We start from the raw sequence: 16,813 nt of genomic DNA, 5'->3' as shown, positions 1-16,813 counted from the left end.
GATATAATCTAATCGATTTAAACTTGCCAGTGCCATTGCGTCACATCCGCGTGTGCTCTTGACACGGGCGCTAGCCGGAGGCTTGTCGGCAAGCGATGCTTCCGGAGCCTTCGCAGGTGCAGCATAGTGCCGGATGGCAGCGAAAGCCAAAGGAGAAATCGGCGATGGACGCACATCTTTTCGATGGCCCGGCCAAAGGCGTCGCCGCTCGCCTTCAACGATGAGTGAGAAAAGCATGCGCCTGCAAAACAAAGTTGCCATCATCACCGGCGCTGCCTCGGGCTTTGGCGAGGGCATGGCCAGGCGCTTTGCCGAGGAGGGCGCGCGGGTAGTCGTCGCCGATCTGAACGCCAAGGGCGCGGAGCGCGTTGCCGGGGAGATCGGCGAAAAGGCGATCTGGACCCAGACCGACGTCTCGCTGCGGTCCGAATTCGACGACATGGTCCATGCCGCAATGAGCGCCTTCGGCCGCATCGACATCATGGTCAACAATGCCGGTTACACCCATCGCAACGGTGACATGCTGGAAGTCGACGAAGCGACCTTCGACCTGATCACATCTGTCAACATGAAGGCGATCTACCACGCAGCGCTTGCCGTAGTGCCGGTCATGGACCGGCAAGGCGGTGGCGTCATCCTGACGACGGCCTCCACGGCCGGTATCAGGCCGCGACCTGGCCTCACCTGGTACAACGCATCGAAAGGCTGGGCGATCACCGCGACCAAATCGATGGCAGTGGAACTCGCGCCGAAGAACATCCGCGTCAACTGCCTCTGCCCAGTTGCCGGCGAGACCGGCATGCTTGTGAAATTCATGGGCGCCGACACACCCGAGATCCGCGAGAAGTTCCGCGCATCGATCCCGCTCGGCCGGCTTTCGACGCCGCTCGACATTGCCAATGCCGCGCTTTGGCTTGCTTCGGACGAAGCGGCTTTCATCACTGGCGTGGCGCTGGAAGTCGACGGCGGACGTTGTATTTGAACGCCCGGGTCCTCAGGCGCAGGACTGGCTGATGGCAAGCCACCCGCGATCGCTGTGCCGGCCTTACGCCCCGGTTTTGACGTAGCTCTTGTACACCCAGCCGCGCTTGCCGTTGTAGACGATCTGGCACCATTGCTTGCAGCTCATCACCTGCACCGAGGTCTTGGCAGGCACGGTGAGAATGGCGGCAGCATTCTTCTTCGGGCCGATCCGCATGGTGACGGATCTCAGGATGCGTCCGGTACCCGCAGTATTGGCTTTTCCGGATTTTGCCTTGGTACCGTCGGCGTCCTCACTCGCGGACTGCGCCGCCGGCAGTTGCGGCTTGGGTGTGGGGATGGCGGCGGTCTGAGCACCGTCTGGCCCTGTGTTTTTCGTCGAGCTGCCGGGAGCCGCCACTTTGGCAAACAGTGCCGCAGCGTCGGGCTTCGCTGCCGGGTTAGCAAACGCCACCGCGGCGGACGATTTATTGGCCGCCTGCTCGGTCTGGCTTGCCAGTTGGTCGGATGCTGCCGTGGCGGCGGCCGATGCCGTCTTTGGCCCCGTCCAGCGCGGATCATTGGGAGCCAGCGCTGGTATCTCGGCTTCCGCAGCGGCAACCGCTGTGGAAACCGCATCTGCCTTGCCCGTCGTCCGCGGCGCCGCAGTGACCTTGGCAGGCATGATCTTCGTCGTCTTGACCGGGATGGTCGGAACGATCTGCTCCGGGCTTGCGGCCGCTTGTCGCTCATTTGCCGGCAATGCCAGCCATAGTGCCACCGCGGCAACGCCGAGCAGTGCGGCCGTGCCAAGCGCGGCGATTACCAGATGCGCGTTCGACCGGACCCCATGCCAGAACGTCGGCCGCATATCGTAACCGAATTGCATCGCAAGGCGCCGTCGTTCCGGCGCGCCGAAACTGAAGGGCTCTTTCACTCTTGCCACCTCCATTTGCGGGCCGATGTTCTTACGACCCCATGCCGGAGAGCCGGCATTTCGATCGGCATCGGTCCCAAACCAAAAGCGGGCAAGCCCGCAAAATTCCCCGTTCAGCTGCCCACGAGCATCATCTTTCGCCCGCGATTGTGGCATCACTGCGCCCTTGGCGGGAATTCTGCGCCCAGGTTAAGGATTCTGCAACGTCTGGTTAAATCCTGTCCCGCAACGCGTACCAGTTGAGCGCAAGAAAGAGCAATGGCGCGCGCAAACGCCGGCCGCCGGGGAAGGGAGGAATTTTCAGGTCCTCGATCAGCTTCAGCCGGTCGCGGTTGCCGGCGACCGTCTCCGCATAAAGCTTGCCGAAAAAGTTCGACAGCATGACGCCATGGCCGGAATAACCGCCGATCGAGATCACATTGGGCATCACTTCGCGCACGAACGGCTTTCTCGGCACGGTGATGCCGACATAGCCGCCCCAGCCATGGGTGATCTCGACGTCCTTCAATGACGGATAGATCTCGGCGATCTGCCGGCGGATGTGGATGTGGATGTCCTTGGGATCGTTGACCGCGTAGATCTCGCGCCCGCCAAACAGCAGCCGCCCATCCTTCGATTTGCGGAAATAGCGCACGACGAAGCGCGAATCGTCGACCGCCTCGCCACCCGGCAACACTTTGGAATCGGCTCCCAGCGGCACCGTTGCGCCGATGAAGGAGCCGATCGGCATGATATGCGCGGCGCTCACGGGTTCGAGCGTGCCGCCATAGGCATTGACCCCGATCAGGCATTTAGCGGCGGTGATCGTGCCCTTCGGCGTCGCAACCCTGACCTTGCCGCCGCCGGAGGTGATGCCGGTCGACGGCGTCTGCTCGAAAAGCTTTGCGCCGGCCTGTGTCGCGACTTTCGCTGTGCCGATCACCAGCTTCAGCGGATGGATGTGGCCGGTGCCGGTATCGCGGGTGCCGCCGAAATAATGCGTCGAGCCGAGCCGCTCGGCAGTCTCCGCGGCATCCATGAATGAGATGTGCGGATAACCGAACCGGTTTGCCATGATCTCGGCATGAGCCTTGTAGTCGTCGACATAGCGCTTCTTGTGCGCCACCGACATTTGGCCGGGCATATAGTCGATCTCGATCTGGTTCACCGCGGCGAAGTCGAGCAGATGCGCCTTGGCCTCTTCGGCCAGGTCGAACAGCGCCTTGGCGCGGGAAAAGCCGTATTCCGCTTCCAGCTCCTCTGCCCAGGCCCGCTGTCCGGTGCCGAGCTGGCCACCATTGCGGCCCGATGCGCCATCACCGAAACGATGCGTTTCGATAAGCACGACATCCGCGCCTGTCTTGGCGAGGTGAGCCGCGGCCGACAGGCCGGTAAAGCCGCCGCCGACGATCACCACATCGCATGTCCGGTCGCCGTCGAGCGTCGGATATTCGGGCCTTGGCCCGGCGGTGTCTTCGTACCAGGAGCGGCCGGGGGAGATTGGGGATTGGTAGGGCATGATGCAGCCAAGACTCGGAGATTTTTGCAGAGGCGGAGAGAAATAGTGAGTAATGAGTAGTAGTTGGTGAATAGGAACGGACAGTAACGGTCTTGGTGCGATCCAGCCCCGTTCACTACTCACTAATGACTACTCACTACTCACACGTTCAGCAGCAAATACTCCCTCTCCCACGGGCTGATCACTTCCATGAAGGTCTCGAATTCCGCTCGCTTGATCGCCGCATAGGTCGCTGCGAAGGATTTGCCGAGCAGGGCGCAGAGTTCCTCGTCGGCCTCGAACAGGTCGACGGCTTCGAGCAGGCTGCGCGGCAGGTCGATCTGGTCCTCGTTGGCGGTCGTCAGAACCGGCGGCTCGGCCTGGATCTTGTTGGTCATGCCGATCAGCCCGCAGGCGAGCGACGCCGCCAGCGCCAGATAGGGGTTGGCGTCAGAGGAGGGAATGCGGTTTTCGACGCGCCGCGCCGCCGGGTCGGAGCGGGGCACGCGGAAGGCCGTGGTCCGGTTATCATAGCCCCATTTGTTGTTGACCGGCGCCGAGGCCGACTGCGTCAGCCGCCGGTAGGAATTGACGTAGGGCGCAAACATCACCAGCGCGTTCGGCACATGTTTCTGCATGCCGCCGATGAAGTGGAAGAAGGCGTCGGTCTCCGAGCCGTCCTCCGCCGAAAAGACGTTCTTGCCGGTCTTCTTGTCGATGATCGACTGATGGATATGCATGGCGGAACCGGGCTGGCCCTGGATCGGCTTGGCCATGAAGGTGGCGTAGATTTCGTGCTTCAGCGCCGCCTCGCGGATTGTGCGCTTGAACATGAACACCTGGTCGGCGAGCTCGATCGGGTCGCCGTGACGCAGATTGATTTCGAGCTGGCCGGCGCCCTCCTCGTGGATCAGCGTGTCGATCTCCAGGCCCTGGCTTTCGGAGAAATGATAGATGTCGTCGATCAGTTCGTCGAATTCGTTGACCCCGGCGATCGAATAGCCGGCGCCGCCGCCGATCGGCCGCCCGGAGCGCCCGACAGGCGGGGTGAGCGGGTAGTCCGGATCGGGGTTCTTGCGCACCAGGTAGAACTCGATCTCAGGCGCCACGACCGGTCTCAGCCCGCGTCTGTCATAAGCAGCGAGCACGCGCTTCAGCACGTTGCGCGGCGTGAACTCGACCGAGCGGCCGTCCTGGTGGACGAGGTCGCAGATAACCGCCGCCGTCGGGTCCTCCTCCCACGGCACCACGGTCAGCGTCGAGAGGTCAGGCATCAGCTTGAGGTCGCCATCGTCCTCCGGATAGTGGAAGCCGTTGCCGTCCTCCGGATAGCCGCCGGAAATCGTCGTCATGAACACCGCCGAAGGCAGTGCCAGCGAGGTATTGGAGGTGAATTTCTTCGATGGCATCATCTTGCCGCGCGCAACCCCGGCCTGGTCGGGTGTGATGCATTCGATGTCTTCGATGCCGCGCCATTCCAGCCAGGCGCTGACTTCCTTCCAGTTCTTGACGCCACGATGGTTTTTCACGAAGGCAGGCGTGCGGGCACGTCCTCCGCGGCTCGACGGACGGACTTCCTTTTTTGCAGGCGGCATCAATCACCAGATTTGTTGCAGATTGTGGAGTATAGCCGTTGCCGACGAGGGAAGGGAAGGGGAGCGGGCCGGCCTGCGCCTCGATAATCGGGGAAACACAACGACTTCCGGATAAAAGCCTCCTGGTCTAGGGTCGGCCTCCCGCAACGCTGCAATTAATGGGCCGCATGCAACACAGCCGCAAACTGACGACGATCGGCTTCGACGCCGATGACACGCTGTGGCAGAACGAACAGTTCTTCCGCATGACCGAGAAGCGCTTTGCCGCACTGCTCGCCGATCACGCCGAGGAGGACCGGATTTCAGCAAGGTTGTTGGAGGCCGAGAAGCGCAACCTCGCGGTCTACGGGTTCGGCATCAAGGGATTTACGCTGTCGATGATCGAGACGGCTATCGAGGTCACCGAGGGCCAGGTGCCGGCCTCAACGATCGCCGAAATTCTCGCCGCGGGCCGCGAGATGCTCAGCCATCCGATCGAGCCGCTTCCGTATGCGCGCGAGACCGTGGAAAAGCTGGCCGGCGCCTACCGCCTGGTGCTGATCACCAAGGGCGACCTGTTCGACCAGGAACGCAAGCTGGCGCAATCCGGACTGGGAGCGCTGTTCCATGCGGTCGAAATCGTCAGCGACAAGAGCGCTGCCACCTATAGCCGCATCTTCAGGCGCCACGGCGATGGCCCGGAAAAGGGCATGATGGTCGGCAACTCGCTCAAATCGGACGTCGTGCCGGCCATCGAAGCCGGCAGTTGGGGCATCCACGTGCCGCATGAACTGACCTGGGTGCTGGAGCATGTCGAGCCGCCGGTCTCAGCACCGCGCTTTCGCCAGATAGCCAATCTCGGTGAACTGCCAGGCCTGATCGAGCGTATCGGCAAGATTGATTGATCAGGTCTGCGGTCGGCGCGTCGCCGTAGAGGTCAGTTGCGGCCGACCCCGACCAGCCGGTCAATCACCGGCTGCAGCCGTTCGGTGGTGATCGGCTTGACGACCACCGCATCGACGACGCTCGACAGGCCCAGGCTCTCCGGAGTGCCGGTCTTGACTGAAAGCAGGATCACTGACGGAAGCGATCTGCCTGACGCCCTTCGCAGTGCATCGATACCCGACAGCAAGGCGTCGCAGTCCCCGTTCTCCGCCCCGCCGTCGAGAACGACAGTCCCGGGTATCAGCGCGTACAAGGCCTTTGCCGCGGTTTCGGGAGTTTCCGAGATCGGTTTGAGGCCGGACCGCTCCACGATTTTTGAAACCACGACGCGGTTGATCGGTGATTTTCCGACCACCAGCACCCGCGAGAAATCCGGCAGCATCCGCGTCTCCATGTCCCGGCTAACGAAAGGCGGCTGTTTTGCAGGCTCGATATCGCGATTCGCTGGGCACATGGCGGGGCAGGCCGTTGTTCAACATTTCAATGCAGGGTTGAAACTCGAGCGGTAATTGGCGTGAGATCACTGCTCATGTCAAGCTCAAATGGCATATCAGGAGAATATCGCAAGAAACATTAAAATTAAAATTAAGTGCTTTCTTTGTCGCCGCCCGAAGGAGAAGTTGCACCACAACCGGGCAGGCTCCAGTGAACTTTAGCTTTGCAGCGCGAACGACCAACTACGCAGCCGTAGCCGGGTTGACGAAAGATTGGATGAAGGCGAGGCAGGTCTGTCGCGAGCTTGTCGTATCGTCTCGGCGGACTACCCTTCCTCGTCGGCTAAGCACGTCTCTTTGATCGACGGGAGATGACAATGGAACTCGTGACTCACAAGAAATTCAAAAATGGCCGGTTGATGCCGTGGGGAAAGGGTACGGTCGTTACCGGCGCAAAGGGGTTTGTCTATCTTTCCGGAAACACCGCGACCGTCGAGGACTACGATCCGATCGGCAAAAGCGGCGGCGGCGCCGTCGGCGGTGCGGCCGCGCAGTGGCGCGAAATTCTCACCAACATCAAATCAGACCTGGAAGAGCTTGGCACTGCGCTCGACCATCTCATCAGGCTGACCTTCTTTGTTAAGGGGCCATTTCCCGATGGCGGCGTTCTGAGCTCTCCCAATTTTCGCCTGGACGTCCTGGACGAATTCTTTGCCGAGCACTGCCCGAAGCACTGCAGCTACAACAACCCGCCGCCCTCGGAAGTTATCGGCGTTGCAGCACTTGCGCAGCCTGATCTTGTCATTGAAATCGTTGCACTAGCGGCTCTGCCGGACTAGGCAGAGCCGCGGCGTGCGGGGTGCGATAACATGCGCTCAAAAAAGGCGCGGTGCGGTAGAATTCATCAGTCGTGGCTCCGTTGCGTGACGATGACCGGGATCAGCAGGTCGCCCCAGTTGCCGTCGCCGCCATGGTGCCGTGCCGAGCGCACCAGTTCGACCGAGACGCCGGCCTCGACCGCCTTCATTACCGACTGATTGAGCCTGTGCAGATCGTTCGCCAGCATTCGGATGGTCGCCTGCTGGTCGACATTCATGCTGGTGGCCTGCTCTTCGGCCCGTTCCTTGACGCGGCTTATCGATGCCATTGGTCTTCTCCCTGTGTTGCCATGCCTGTTGTGTTGCCATGCCCGTTGGGCGTTCCCTCTGTTTGTCTGCTATTCCGCTATTCCGCCGCCGGCCTGAACTGGGCCTGCTCGGTCGATCCATGCATGGCCGTGGTCGAAGACTGGCCACCGGTGATCGCCATCGAGACGGCGTCGAAATAGCCGGTGCCGACCTCGCGCTGGTGCTTGGTGGCGGTGTAGCCATAGGCTTCCGCGGCGAATTCCGCCTCCTGCAGTTCCGAATAGGCTGCCATCTGCCGCTCCTTGTAGCCGCGGGCGAGCTCGAACATGCCGAAATTGAGCTGGTGGAAACCGGCCAGCGTAATGAACTGGAACTTGTAACCCATGGCGCCGAGTTCCTTCTGGAACTTCGCAATCGTCGCGTCATCGAGATTCTTCTTCCAGTTGAAAGACGGCGAGCAATTATAGGCAAGCAGCTTGCCTGGATGATGCTTGCGCACGCCCTCGGCAAACGTCCTGGCCTGCCCCAGATCGGGCCTGGAGGTCTCGCACCAGATCAGGTCCGCATAGGGCGCATAGGCGACGGCACGGGCGATGCAGGGCTCGATGCCGTTGCTGACATGGTAGAAGCCCTCCGCCGTACGGCCGGCGCCATAATCGACGAAGGGCCGGTCGCGTTCGTCGATGTCGGAGGTCAGGAGCTTTGCCGCTTCCGCGTCGGTGCGCGCCACGACCAGTGTCGGCGTGCCCATGACGTCGGCGGCAAGGCGCGCCGCGTTGAGATTGCGGATGTGTGCGGCGGTTGGGATCAGCACCTTGCCGCCGAGATGGCCGCATTTCTTCTCCGAAGCCAGCTGGTCCTCGTAATGGACGCCGGCCGCACCCGCCTCGATGAATGCCTTCATGATCTCGAAGGCGTTGAGCGGCCCGCCGAAGCCGGCTTCGGCATCGGCGACGATCGGCGCGAACCAGGTGTCGACCGACAGCCCCTTGCCTTCGCAAGTCTCGATCTGGTCGGCGCGCTGCAGGGTGCGGTTGATGCGCTTGACCAGTTCGGGCGCCGCATTGGCGGGATAGAGCGACTGGTCCGGGTACATGGCGGAAGCGGTGTTGGCATCTGCGGCGACCTGCCATCCCGACAGATAGATCGCCTTCAGCCCGGCCCGCACCTGCTGCATCGCCTGGTTGCCCGACATGGCACCCAGCGCGTTGACGAAATCCTCTTCATGGATGAGCTGCCACAGCCGGTTTGCCCCCATTTCGGCGAGGCTCTGCCGGATCTGCACCGAGCCGCGCAGCCGCTTCACCTCCTCCGGCGAATAAGGCCGTTCGATGCCATCAAAGCGGCCTTGCGGCGCCGACGGGACAAGGTTGTAAAAGTCGGTCATTGGTCACTCCAGGCGGGTTTGATGTCGGTTTTCGGATGGCGTCTTAGAGGGAAAAATATGTGCGCCATGTGTGACATCATTTACACGCCGGCACGACGCAAGCGAGGTAAACCTCCAGATTAGCCAGAAAATAAGGGAAAACCTGTGTTGTGTTTGACTAATGAGAGCTGTAAATCTGTCATGATTGTAAAGGCCGCCATACCATCGGCGGATGTAAATTTCTGTCAAGGGCAGTCGATTGGCCGACCATAAAATCTTCGCCGGGCCGCGCATTCGTCGCATCCGCAACGCCAAGGGGCTAACCCAGACGGCGATGGCCGAAGGGCTCGGCATCTCGCCGTCCTATCTCAATCTCATCGAGCGCAACCAGCGGCCGCTGACGGTGCAGCTGATCCTGAGGCTGGCATCCGTCTACAAGGTCGACCCGCACGAACTGCAAGGCGAGGCGCGGGGATCGGTCGCCGATTTGAAGGAAGTGTTTTCAGATCCGTTGCTGGCCGGCGAACTGCCGGGCGACCAGGAACTCATCGAGCTTGCCGAGGCGGCGCCCAACGCTTCCGCCGCTGTGATAAAATTGTTTCGCGCCTATCGCGAGCAGGCTAAGCGATTATCGGATCTCAACGAGCTGCTCGCGCGCGAGGGCAAGGCCACCGCACTCTCCGGTGCCCGGCTGCCGATCGACGAGGTGCATGAGATTTTCGAACGCCGGCCGAATCATTTTGCCGCGCTCGAAGAGGAAGCCGAGGCATTCACGTCGGTGCTCGATCCCGGCGACGATCTTTTCAGTGCGTTGAAGGCTTGGCTGCGGCGTGAATTCGGCATCGTCGTCAAGGTACTGCCGGTCGCCACCATGCCCAACTGGCGCCGTCGCTATGACCGTCACTCGCAACGCCTGTTCCTGTCCGAGCGCCTGTCGCCATTCGATCAGCTGCGCGAGGTGGCTATGGAGGCCTGTCTGATCCGGATGAGCGTCGCTGTCGCCGCTGAGATCCAGGCGCTGAAGCTGACCACGGACGAGGCCCGCCGGCTGGCGCGTTTCGAGCTCGGCCGCTATGCCGCGCACGCGCTGATGATGCCCTATCAGCCTTTTCACGCCGCTGCGGTCCGCACCCGCTACGACATAGACATGTTGCGGTCGCGCTTCGGCGTTTCCTTCGAGCAGGCGGCGAACCGGCTGGCCACGCTGCAGCGGCCGGGTGCGTCAGGTGTGCCGTTCTTCATGCTCGAGGTCGACAGTGCCGGCAATCGCTTCCGCAAGGCGGGCAGCCACGGCTTTCCGCAAAGCCGCTTCGGCGGCGGCTGTCCGAGGCTGCCGGTCCATGCCGCCTTCGCCCAGCCCGGCCAGATCCTGGTCGAGGCGGTGGAAATGCCCGACGGCGCAGCGTTTCTCTGCATTGCCCGCACGCTCGAGGGGCCGCAGGGCTCGTTTGCCGAGCGGCCGCGCCGCACCGCGCTGCTGCTCGGCTGCGACATCGGTTTTAGCGACGAGGTCGTCTATGGAGCGGCGTTGCCGAGGCCAGCTGCCATAGGCAAGACCGGACAGAGCGCCACGGCGACGGCGACGCCGGTCGGCCCTGCCTGCCGGCTGTGCGAGCGCATCGGCTGCCTCGCCCGCGCCGAGCCACCCGTTACACGCCCGCTCGGCCTCGATGAGATGGTGACGGGGCTGTCGGCATTCGATTTTCAGTGATTCGGCTCCAGCAATATTGCGGCTGAATCTTCGACCGGAGAACCTCATCTGTTCCTGCGGCGGCAACCAGTAAGCTGGTTCGCAGCTGCCGGCCATTGGGGGATAGAGCTGCGCTGGGAAAAGATTGGTTACGTCGACGACAGTGACGCCGCGTCCATCGATTACAATGAACTGCTGCGCAATATGCAATCAGACACTCTGTCCGGCAACGATCAGAGGGGTAAAGGACGGCTACGCGCCCATTACGCTGATCGGCTGGGCGTCGCCGCCGGTTTATGACGCGGCCCACAAGCGCTTGCACTGGGCCAAGGAGCTGCAATTTGGGAACGATGCCGCCCATACGCTCAACTACGACGTCCGTTTCCTTGGCAGGGAGGGCGTCTTCGTGATGAGCTATATCGCGACGGGGGAACAATTGCCGGAGATAAGGCAAAGCCTGGATGAAGTGCTTGGCCTCGCGGACTTCAATACCGGCAAGACATACGCCGATTTCGTGCCGGGCGTCGATACCGTTGCGGCGATTGGCGTCGGTGGCCTGATTGCCGGAAAGCTGGCGGCGAAAGCAGGTTTTCTGGTCGTGGCGCTGATCGCGCTGAAAAAGTTTGGCCTGCTCCTGCTGGTTCCGCTGGCCGGTCTCTGGCGCTTTATCCGCGGCAACAGGGGCACCTCCTAAAGCCATCGTCGACAGGTCGTCTCGGATCATCGCCGGGCGAGGGCGAGGGCCCTCATCGGTGCGCCAAACGGAACATTGAACTGGATCACGCCCGGCCTTCTGCTTTGCGTTACGCGAATGAGGCACGTCTCTGTCGTCCATTGCACGTCGTGCTGCTCCGAATTCGCCGACAGTCGCACCCATGACCGTTACCGCATCATCTCCGGTTGCCGCTTCGCAGATCGTGTCGCCGCAAGGGGAACGCGTCGGTTTCCTGCTTGTATTCCTGTCGGCGCTGATGTGGAGTTTTGGCGGCACAATTGCGCGCTTCATCGACAGCACTGACAGCTGGACGGTGGTGTTCTGGCGCTCGGTCTGGGCCGCCGCCTTCCTGCTCTGCTTCATGGTCTGGCGCGACGGCTGGCGTGGCACGCTGAAGCTGTTTCGTGGCATGGGCCTGGCCGGCCTTGCGGTGGCGTTCTGCTTCGCCACGGCCTCGACCTCTTTCGTCGTCGCGCTTGCCTATACCACCGTCGCCAACATCCTGTTGATGCAGGCCGGCGTGCCGCTTCTGGCGGCGCTGTTTGCCTGGGCGCTTTTTCGCGAACGGGTGGCGGTGGCGACCTGGTTGGCGATTGCCGCCGTCATTGCCGGCGTCGCCATCATGGTATCGGAATCGCTCGATGGCGCGGTATCGCCGATCGGCGACGGGCTGGCGCTGCTCATCGCCGTCATGTTCTCGGTCGCAACCGTCATCACGCGCCGCTTTGCCCATGTGCGCATGACCCCGGCGACTTGCCTCGGCACGATGCTGGCGGCCGCCTTTGCGGCATCGCAAGGGTCGGCCCTCGGCGTCTCGAGCCATGATATGGGCTTTCTCTTTGTCTTTGGCGTGATCAATCTGGGACTCGGCCTCGCCTTCTTCGCCACCGGCGCCCGGCTTGTTCCGGCCGCCGTCGCGGCGCTGCTCGGCACGTTCGAACCGATCCTTGGCCCGATCTGGGTCTGGCTCATCCATTCCGAGGTGCCGTCGGCGCGCACCATCGTCGGCGGTGCGGTCGTCGTCACCGCGCTGCTCGTCCATATCGGGCTCGAATTCAAGCGTCAGACGCGGCCCGCGCGAGCGGGCGTCACCGGTGTGCCGTCGCCTAATTGATGCAGCGCACGCGTCAAAGCGAGATGAACCATTGACAATGTCGCGGCCGCGCGGGCAGGCTGCGATCACGGCAACAACAAGACAGGCGTGTCTTGCCAAGTCTCCATGCCGGCCGCATCGAGGCCGGACAACATCGTCGTCTCCCTGCCCGCGCCGTAGCGAAAGCTTCCGACGGCGCCGGAACACCAGCAACGCCACGCCAAGTCTTCGCTGTCGCCTCGTCGCCGAAGCATAATGGCGCCGGCAATTCGCGCTTGTCGCCTGCCTGCAAGCCCAATACCCTGAAGCAAATGCCCAGCCGCGCGAACGCCGCGACGAGCTGGCGACGGAACACTCATCAAAGGAGAATAGCATGACCCGCAAAGCGCTCTGGCTTTCGGCGACTTCGGCGTTTCTGGCAGTTTTCACCCTAGGCGCGCATGCCGAGGATCGCGTCGTCAACGTGTTCAACTGGTCGGACTATATCGACAGTTCGATCATCGACGACTTCACCAAGGAAACCGGCATCAAGGTCGTCTACGACACTTTCGATTCCAACGAGATCCTGGAAACGAAGCTGCTCGCCGGCGGCAGCGGCTACGATGTCGTCGTGCCGACCGGCAATTTCCTTGCACGCCAGATCCAGGCGGGTGTGTTCCAGAAGCTCGACAAGTCGAAACTGCCGAACATTTCCAATATGTGGGACACGGTCATGGAACGGACCGCCAAATATGATCCCGGCAACGAATATTCGATCAACTACATGTGGGGTACTGTCGGCATCGGCTACAACATCAAGAAGGTGCAGGCAGCGCTCGGCACCGATAAGATCGACAGCTGGGACGTGTTCTTCAATCCCGAAAGCCTGGCCAAATTGAAGGACTGCGGCGTCTATGTGCTGGATTCGCCGGCCGACATCATACCGGCGGCATTGAAATATCTGGGCCTCGACCCGAACAGCACATCGCCCGATGACATCGCCAAGGCAGAAGAAACATTGCTGAAGGTCCGGCCCTATATCCGCAAGTTCCACTCGTCCGAATACATCAACGCTCTTGCCAATGGCGACATCTGCCTGGCGGTTGGCTGGTCGGGTGACGTCTTCCAGGCCCGCAACCGCGCCGACGAAGCCAAGCAGGGCGTCGAGATCGGCTACTCCGTGCCGAAGGAAGGTGCGCAGATGTGGTTCGACCAGATGGCGATCCCGGCCGACGCGCAGCATGTCGCCGAAGCGCATGAGTTCCTGAACTACATGATGAAGCCCGAAGTGATCGCCAAATCGTCGAACTATGTGCTCTACGCCAACGGCAACAAGGCTTCGCAGCAGTTCATCGACAAGGCGATCCTGGAAGATCCGGCGATCTATCCAGACGCCGCCACCTTGCAGAAGCTCTACACCGTCTCGCCTTACGATCCCAAGACGCAGCGCATCATCACCCGCACCTGGACCAAGATCGTCACTGGCCAATAACAATCTGACCAGGCCCCGGCGGCCGGCTGCCGGGCCCGCGTTCTCATGGGGCAAGCAGCAGGACGGAGTGGGACATGAAATCGCTTGGCAGCATCCGCAGGGATTTCGCGCCATGGAACGATCCGAACGCCAAGCCATACATCCAGTTCGACAACGTCACCAAGAAATTCGGTGAGTTCACGGCGGTCAACAACCTGTCGCTGACCATCTTCGAACGCGAATTCTTTGCCTTGCTCGGCGCCTCAGGCTGCGGGAAATCGACGCTGCTCAGGATGCTTGCCGGCTTCGAGGAGCCGACCGCCGGCCGCATCCTGCTCGATGGCCAGGATCTGCGCGGCATTCCGCCCTACCGGCGGCCGGTCAACATGATGTTCCAGTCCTACGCCTTGTTTCCGCATATGACGGTCGAGAACAACATCGCGTTCGGCCTCAAGCAGGAAGGCATGGTCAAGGCCGATATCGAAAAGCGCGTCGCCGAGATGCTGAAGCTGGTCAAGCTCGAGCAGTTCGCCAAGCGCAAGCCGCACCAATTGTCGGGCGGCCAGCGCCAGCGCGTCGCGCTCGCGCGCTCGGTGGCAAAGCGCCCGAAAGTCTTGCTGCTCGACGAGCCGCTTGGCGCGCTGGACAAGAAGCTGCGCGAGGAAACCCAGTTTGAGCTGATGGACCTGCAGCAGAATCTCGGCCTCACCTTCGTCGTCGTCACCCATGACCAGGAAGAGGCGATGACGATGGCCGACCGCATCGCCATCATCGACAAGGGCGAGGTGATGCAGGTGTCGACACCGGCCGAGGTCTACGAAGCGCCGGGCTCGCGCTTCGTCGCCGGCTTCGTCGGCAACGTGAATATGTTCGACGGGAGGATCGCGGCTGGCGAGGCCGGCAGCGCAAGCATCGATGCCGGCAACGGCATCACCATCCGAACCGAAAACGCCGGCAGTGCCGCCGCCGGGACATCCGTTACCTTCGCCATCAGGCCGGAGAAGATCAAGGTGTCCTCGACGAAACCCGCCGGTGCCGTCAATGCCATCCAGGGCGAGGTCTATGATATCGCCTATCTCGGTGACATGACCGTCTATCACGTCAGGCTGGACGATGGTCAGGTGGTGCGGGCAAGCACCATGAACGCGGCACGCCTCACCGAGGATCCGCTGAGCTGGAACGACCGCGCCTGGATTTCCTTCCGCCCTGACGCCGGCGTCGTGCTGACACGGTAGGGATTGATCATGTCCGCTGTCACTGCCGCAACAAGCTCTCCGGCAAATGCTGCCGGCAAATCCGCCTCGGCCAGGCTGAGCGCGGCTTTCGTTAGCCGTCTCGTCATTATCGTCCCCTATCTCTGGCTGCTGTTCTTCTTTCTTGTCCCCTTCATCATCGTCTTCAAGATTTCGCTGTCGCAGACGGCGATCGCCATGCCGCCCTATACTCCGGTGCTCGATTTCCGCGGCGGCATTTCCGGGTTCATCTCGGGGGTTGGCGCGCTCAATTTCGACAACTACACGTGGCTGACGAAGGATGCGCTCTACTTCAACGCCTATGTGACGAGCGTCGTCGTCGCCGCCATCTCGACGGTCCTGACATTGCTTGTCGGCTATCCCATTGCCTATGGCATGGCGCGCGCTCCGGCGACGATCCGCCCGACCTTGCTGATGCTGGTGATCCTGCCGTTCTGGACCTCGTTCCTGATCCGTGTCTATGCCTGGATCGGCATCCTCAAGCCCGAGGGCCTGCTCAACCAGCTGCTGCTCGCCAGCGGCATCATCAGCCAGCCGCTGATAATCCTCAACACCTATACGGCTATCTTCATCGGTATCGTCTACTCCTATCTGCCGTTCATGGTGCTGCCGCTCTATTCGTCGTTGGAGAAGATGGACCATACGCTGATCGAGGCGGCGAAGGATCTCGGGTGCCCGCCGACCAGCGCCTTCTGGAAGATCACCTTTCCGTTGTCGCTGCCCGGCGTCATCGCCGGCTGCCTCCTGGTGATCATTCCCGCCGTCGGTGAGTTCGTCATACCCGACCTGCTCGGCGGCTCGCAGACGCTGATGATCGGCAGGACGCTGTGGAACGAGTTCTTCGCCAACCGTGACTGGCCGGTGTCGTCCGCCGTTGCCGTCATCCTGCTGCTGCTGCTGATCGTGCCGATCATGATTTTCCAGCGGGCCCAGGCGCGTGCTCAGGAGCAGGACCAATGAACGCCACCTGGAGCCGCTTCAACGTCATTTCGATCGTGCTCGGCTTTGCCTTTCTTTACCTGCCGATCGTCCTGCTCGTTGTGTTCTCTTTCAATGAGTCGAAGCTGGTCACCGTCTGGGGCGGCTTCTCGACGAAATGGTACGTCTCGCTGTTCCACAACCGGGGTCTGATGGACGCCACCTGGGTGACGGCCCGGGTCGGCGTCATCTCGGCAACCGTGGCGACCGTGCTCGGCACGCTGGCGGCGCTCACCTTGACACGCTACACGCGCTTTCGCGGCCGGCTTCTGTTTTCGGGCATGGTGTTTGCGCCGCTGGTCATGCCCGAAGTCATCACCGGACTGTCGCTGCTGCTGCTCTTCGTCGCCGTCGGCCTCGACCGCGGCTTTCTGACGGTGACGCTTGCCCACACCACGCTGACCATGTGCTTCGTCGCGGTGGTGGTGCAGTCGCGCCTGATCACCTTCGATCGTTCGCTGGAAGAGGCCGCGATGGACCTCGGTGCACCGCCGGTAAGGACCTTCTTCCAGATCACGCTGCCGGTCATCATGCCGGCCATCGTCTCCGGCTGGATGCTGGCCTTCACGCTCTCGCTCGACGACCTGGTTATTGCCAGCTTCACCTCGGGTCCCGGCGCCACGACACTGCCGATGAAGATCTACAGCCAAGTTCGCCTCGGCGTGACGCCGGAAATCAACGCCGCCTGCACCATCCTGATCGCCGTTGTCGCCGTCGGTGTGATCATCGCTTCGCTTGTCAACAAGAGCCGCGAAGTGCAGCGCCAGCGCGACGAGCAGGCCGCGCAGCGCGGTTGAAGCTGCTGCTGCTGCTG

The 16,813-nt window shown here is 61.9% G+C and carries 17 protein-coding genes; 11 read left to right on the top strand and 6 right to left on the bottom strand.

Annotated elements, in window-relative coordinates:
* Positions 1-235 precede the first annotated feature (235 nt).
* The gene (locus NKI79_RS28285; RefSeq protein WP_352804050.1) at positions 236-982 is read left to right on the top strand and encodes an SDR family oxidoreductase; all 747 of its coding nucleotides are present in this window, start codon (positions 236-238) and stop codon (positions 980-982) included.
* Between the two features lie 63 nt (positions 983-1,045).
* Here NKI79_RS28285 and NKI79_RS28280 read toward each other — a convergent pair whose 3' ends face one another.
* The 3 genes from NKI79_RS28280 to NKI79_RS28270 form a co-directional block, all read right to left on the bottom strand.
* Positions 1,046-1,897 (bottom strand): SH3 domain-containing protein, encoded by an 852-nt coding sequence (locus tag NKI79_RS28280; protein WP_352806207.1) that lies wholly within the window; start codon positions 1,895-1,897, stop codon positions 1,046-1,048.
* 211 nt (positions 1,898-2,108) lie between these two features.
* On the bottom strand, positions 2,109-3,395 hold the full coding sequence (locus NKI79_RS28275; protein WP_352806204.1) for an NAD(P)/FAD-dependent oxidoreductase: 1,287 nt from the start codon (positions 3,393-3,395) through the stop codon (positions 2,109-2,111).
* A 140-nt stretch (positions 3,396-3,535) separates the two neighbouring features.
* A complete protein-coding gene (locus NKI79_RS28270) occupies positions 3,536-4,969 on the bottom strand; it encodes a glutamine synthetase family protein (protein WP_352806202.1) in 1,434 nt (477 codons plus the stop codon).
* Positions 4,970-5,136: 167 nt separating this feature from the next.
* On the opposite strand from NKI79_RS28270, the gene NKI79_RS28265 reads away from it, so the two are divergent.
* Positions 5,137-5,853 (top strand): HAD family hydrolase, encoded by a 717-nt coding sequence (locus tag NKI79_RS28265; protein ID WP_352806200.1) that lies wholly within the window; start codon positions 5,137-5,139, stop codon positions 5,851-5,853.
* 32 nt (positions 5,854-5,885) lie between these two features.
* On the opposite strand, the gene NKI79_RS28260 is transcribed toward NKI79_RS28265, so the two are convergent.
* Entirely contained in the window at positions 5,886-6,275 is a 390-nt protein-coding gene (locus tag NKI79_RS28260; RefSeq protein ID WP_352804061.1) for an ANTAR domain-containing protein, read from the bottom strand.
* A gap of 429 nt (positions 6,276-6,704) precedes the next feature.
* Here NKI79_RS28260 and NKI79_RS28255 point away from each other — a divergent pair, with 429 nt between their 5' ends.
* Positions 6,705-7,166 carry a RidA family protein gene (locus tag NKI79_RS28255; RefSeq protein ID WP_254819286.1) on the top strand — a complete coding sequence of 154 codons (462 nt, stop codon included), beginning with the start codon at positions 6,705-6,707 and terminating at the stop codon, positions 7,164-7,166.
* A gap of 65 nt (positions 7,167-7,231) precedes the next feature.
* On the opposite strand, the gene NKI79_RS28250 is transcribed toward NKI79_RS28255, so the two are convergent.
* Both NKI79_RS28250 and aceA read right to left on the bottom strand, forming a co-directional pair.
* On the bottom strand, positions 7,232-7,474 hold the full coding sequence (locus tag NKI79_RS28250) for an SMc00767 family acetate metabolism repressor (RefSeq protein ID WP_023719402.1): 243 nt from the start codon (positions 7,472-7,474) through the stop codon (positions 7,232-7,234).
* A 77-nt stretch (positions 7,475-7,551) separates the two neighbouring features.
* Complete coding sequence (gene aceA, locus NKI79_RS28245) at positions 7,552-8,841, bottom strand: isocitrate lyase (protein WP_352806198.1); 1,290 nt, start codon at positions 8,839-8,841, stop codon at positions 7,552-7,554.
* Positions 8,842-9,079: 238 nt separating this feature from the next.
* Here aceA and NKI79_RS28240 point away from each other — a divergent pair, with 238 nt between their 5' ends.
* From NKI79_RS28240 to NKI79_RS28205, 8 genes are all read left to right on the top strand, one after another.
* Entirely contained in the window at positions 9,080-10,531 is a 1,452-nt protein-coding gene (locus NKI79_RS28240) for a helix-turn-helix domain-containing protein (RefSeq protein ID WP_352804068.1), read from the top strand.
* Between the two features lie 15 nt (positions 10,532-10,546).
* Positions 10,547-10,810, top strand: a complete 264-nt coding sequence (locus NKI79_RS28235) for a DUF2167 domain-containing protein (protein WP_352806241.1) — start codon at positions 10,547-10,549, stop codon at positions 10,808-10,810.
* Positions 10,698-11,204, top strand: coding sequence for a DUF2167 domain-containing protein (locus tag NKI79_RS28230; protein WP_352806238.1), 507 nt, complete (start codon positions 10,698-10,700; stop codon positions 11,202-11,204). Before NKI79_RS28235 ends, NKI79_RS28230 begins: the two co-directional genes overlap by 113 nt.
* 181 nt (positions 11,205-11,385) lie before the next feature.
* Complete coding sequence (locus NKI79_RS28225) at positions 11,386-12,339, top strand: DMT family transporter (RefSeq protein ID WP_352806196.1); 954 nt, start codon at positions 11,386-11,388, stop codon at positions 12,337-12,339.
* Between the two features lie 352 nt (positions 12,340-12,691).
* Entirely contained in the window at positions 12,692-13,789 is a 1,098-nt protein-coding gene (locus NKI79_RS28220; protein WP_352475848.1) for a polyamine ABC transporter substrate-binding protein, read from the top strand.
* 74 nt (positions 13,790-13,863) lie between these two features.
* A complete protein-coding gene (locus NKI79_RS28215; protein WP_352806194.1) occupies positions 13,864-15,003 on the top strand; it encodes an ABC transporter ATP-binding protein in 1,140 nt (379 codons plus the stop codon).
* Positions 15,004-15,012: 9 nt separating this feature from the next.
* Positions 15,013-15,981, top strand: coding sequence for an ABC transporter permease subunit (locus NKI79_RS28210; protein ID WP_352806191.1), 969 nt, complete (start codon positions 15,013-15,015; stop codon positions 15,979-15,981).
* Entirely contained in the window at positions 15,978-16,796 is an 819-nt protein-coding gene (locus tag NKI79_RS28205; protein WP_254819294.1) for an ABC transporter permease, read from the top strand. Before NKI79_RS28210 ends, NKI79_RS28205 begins: the two co-directional genes overlap by 4 nt.
* The last annotated feature ends 17 nt before the right edge of the window (positions 16,797-16,813 follow it).

Source organism: Mesorhizobium sp. M0340 (genome assembly GCF_040321535.1).
Lineage (GTDB): Bacteria > Pseudomonadota > Alphaproteobacteria > Rhizobiales > Rhizobiaceae > Mesorhizobium.
Note: the sequence above shows the minus strand (reverse complement) of the source record. Positions and strands in the feature narration are given on the sequence as shown.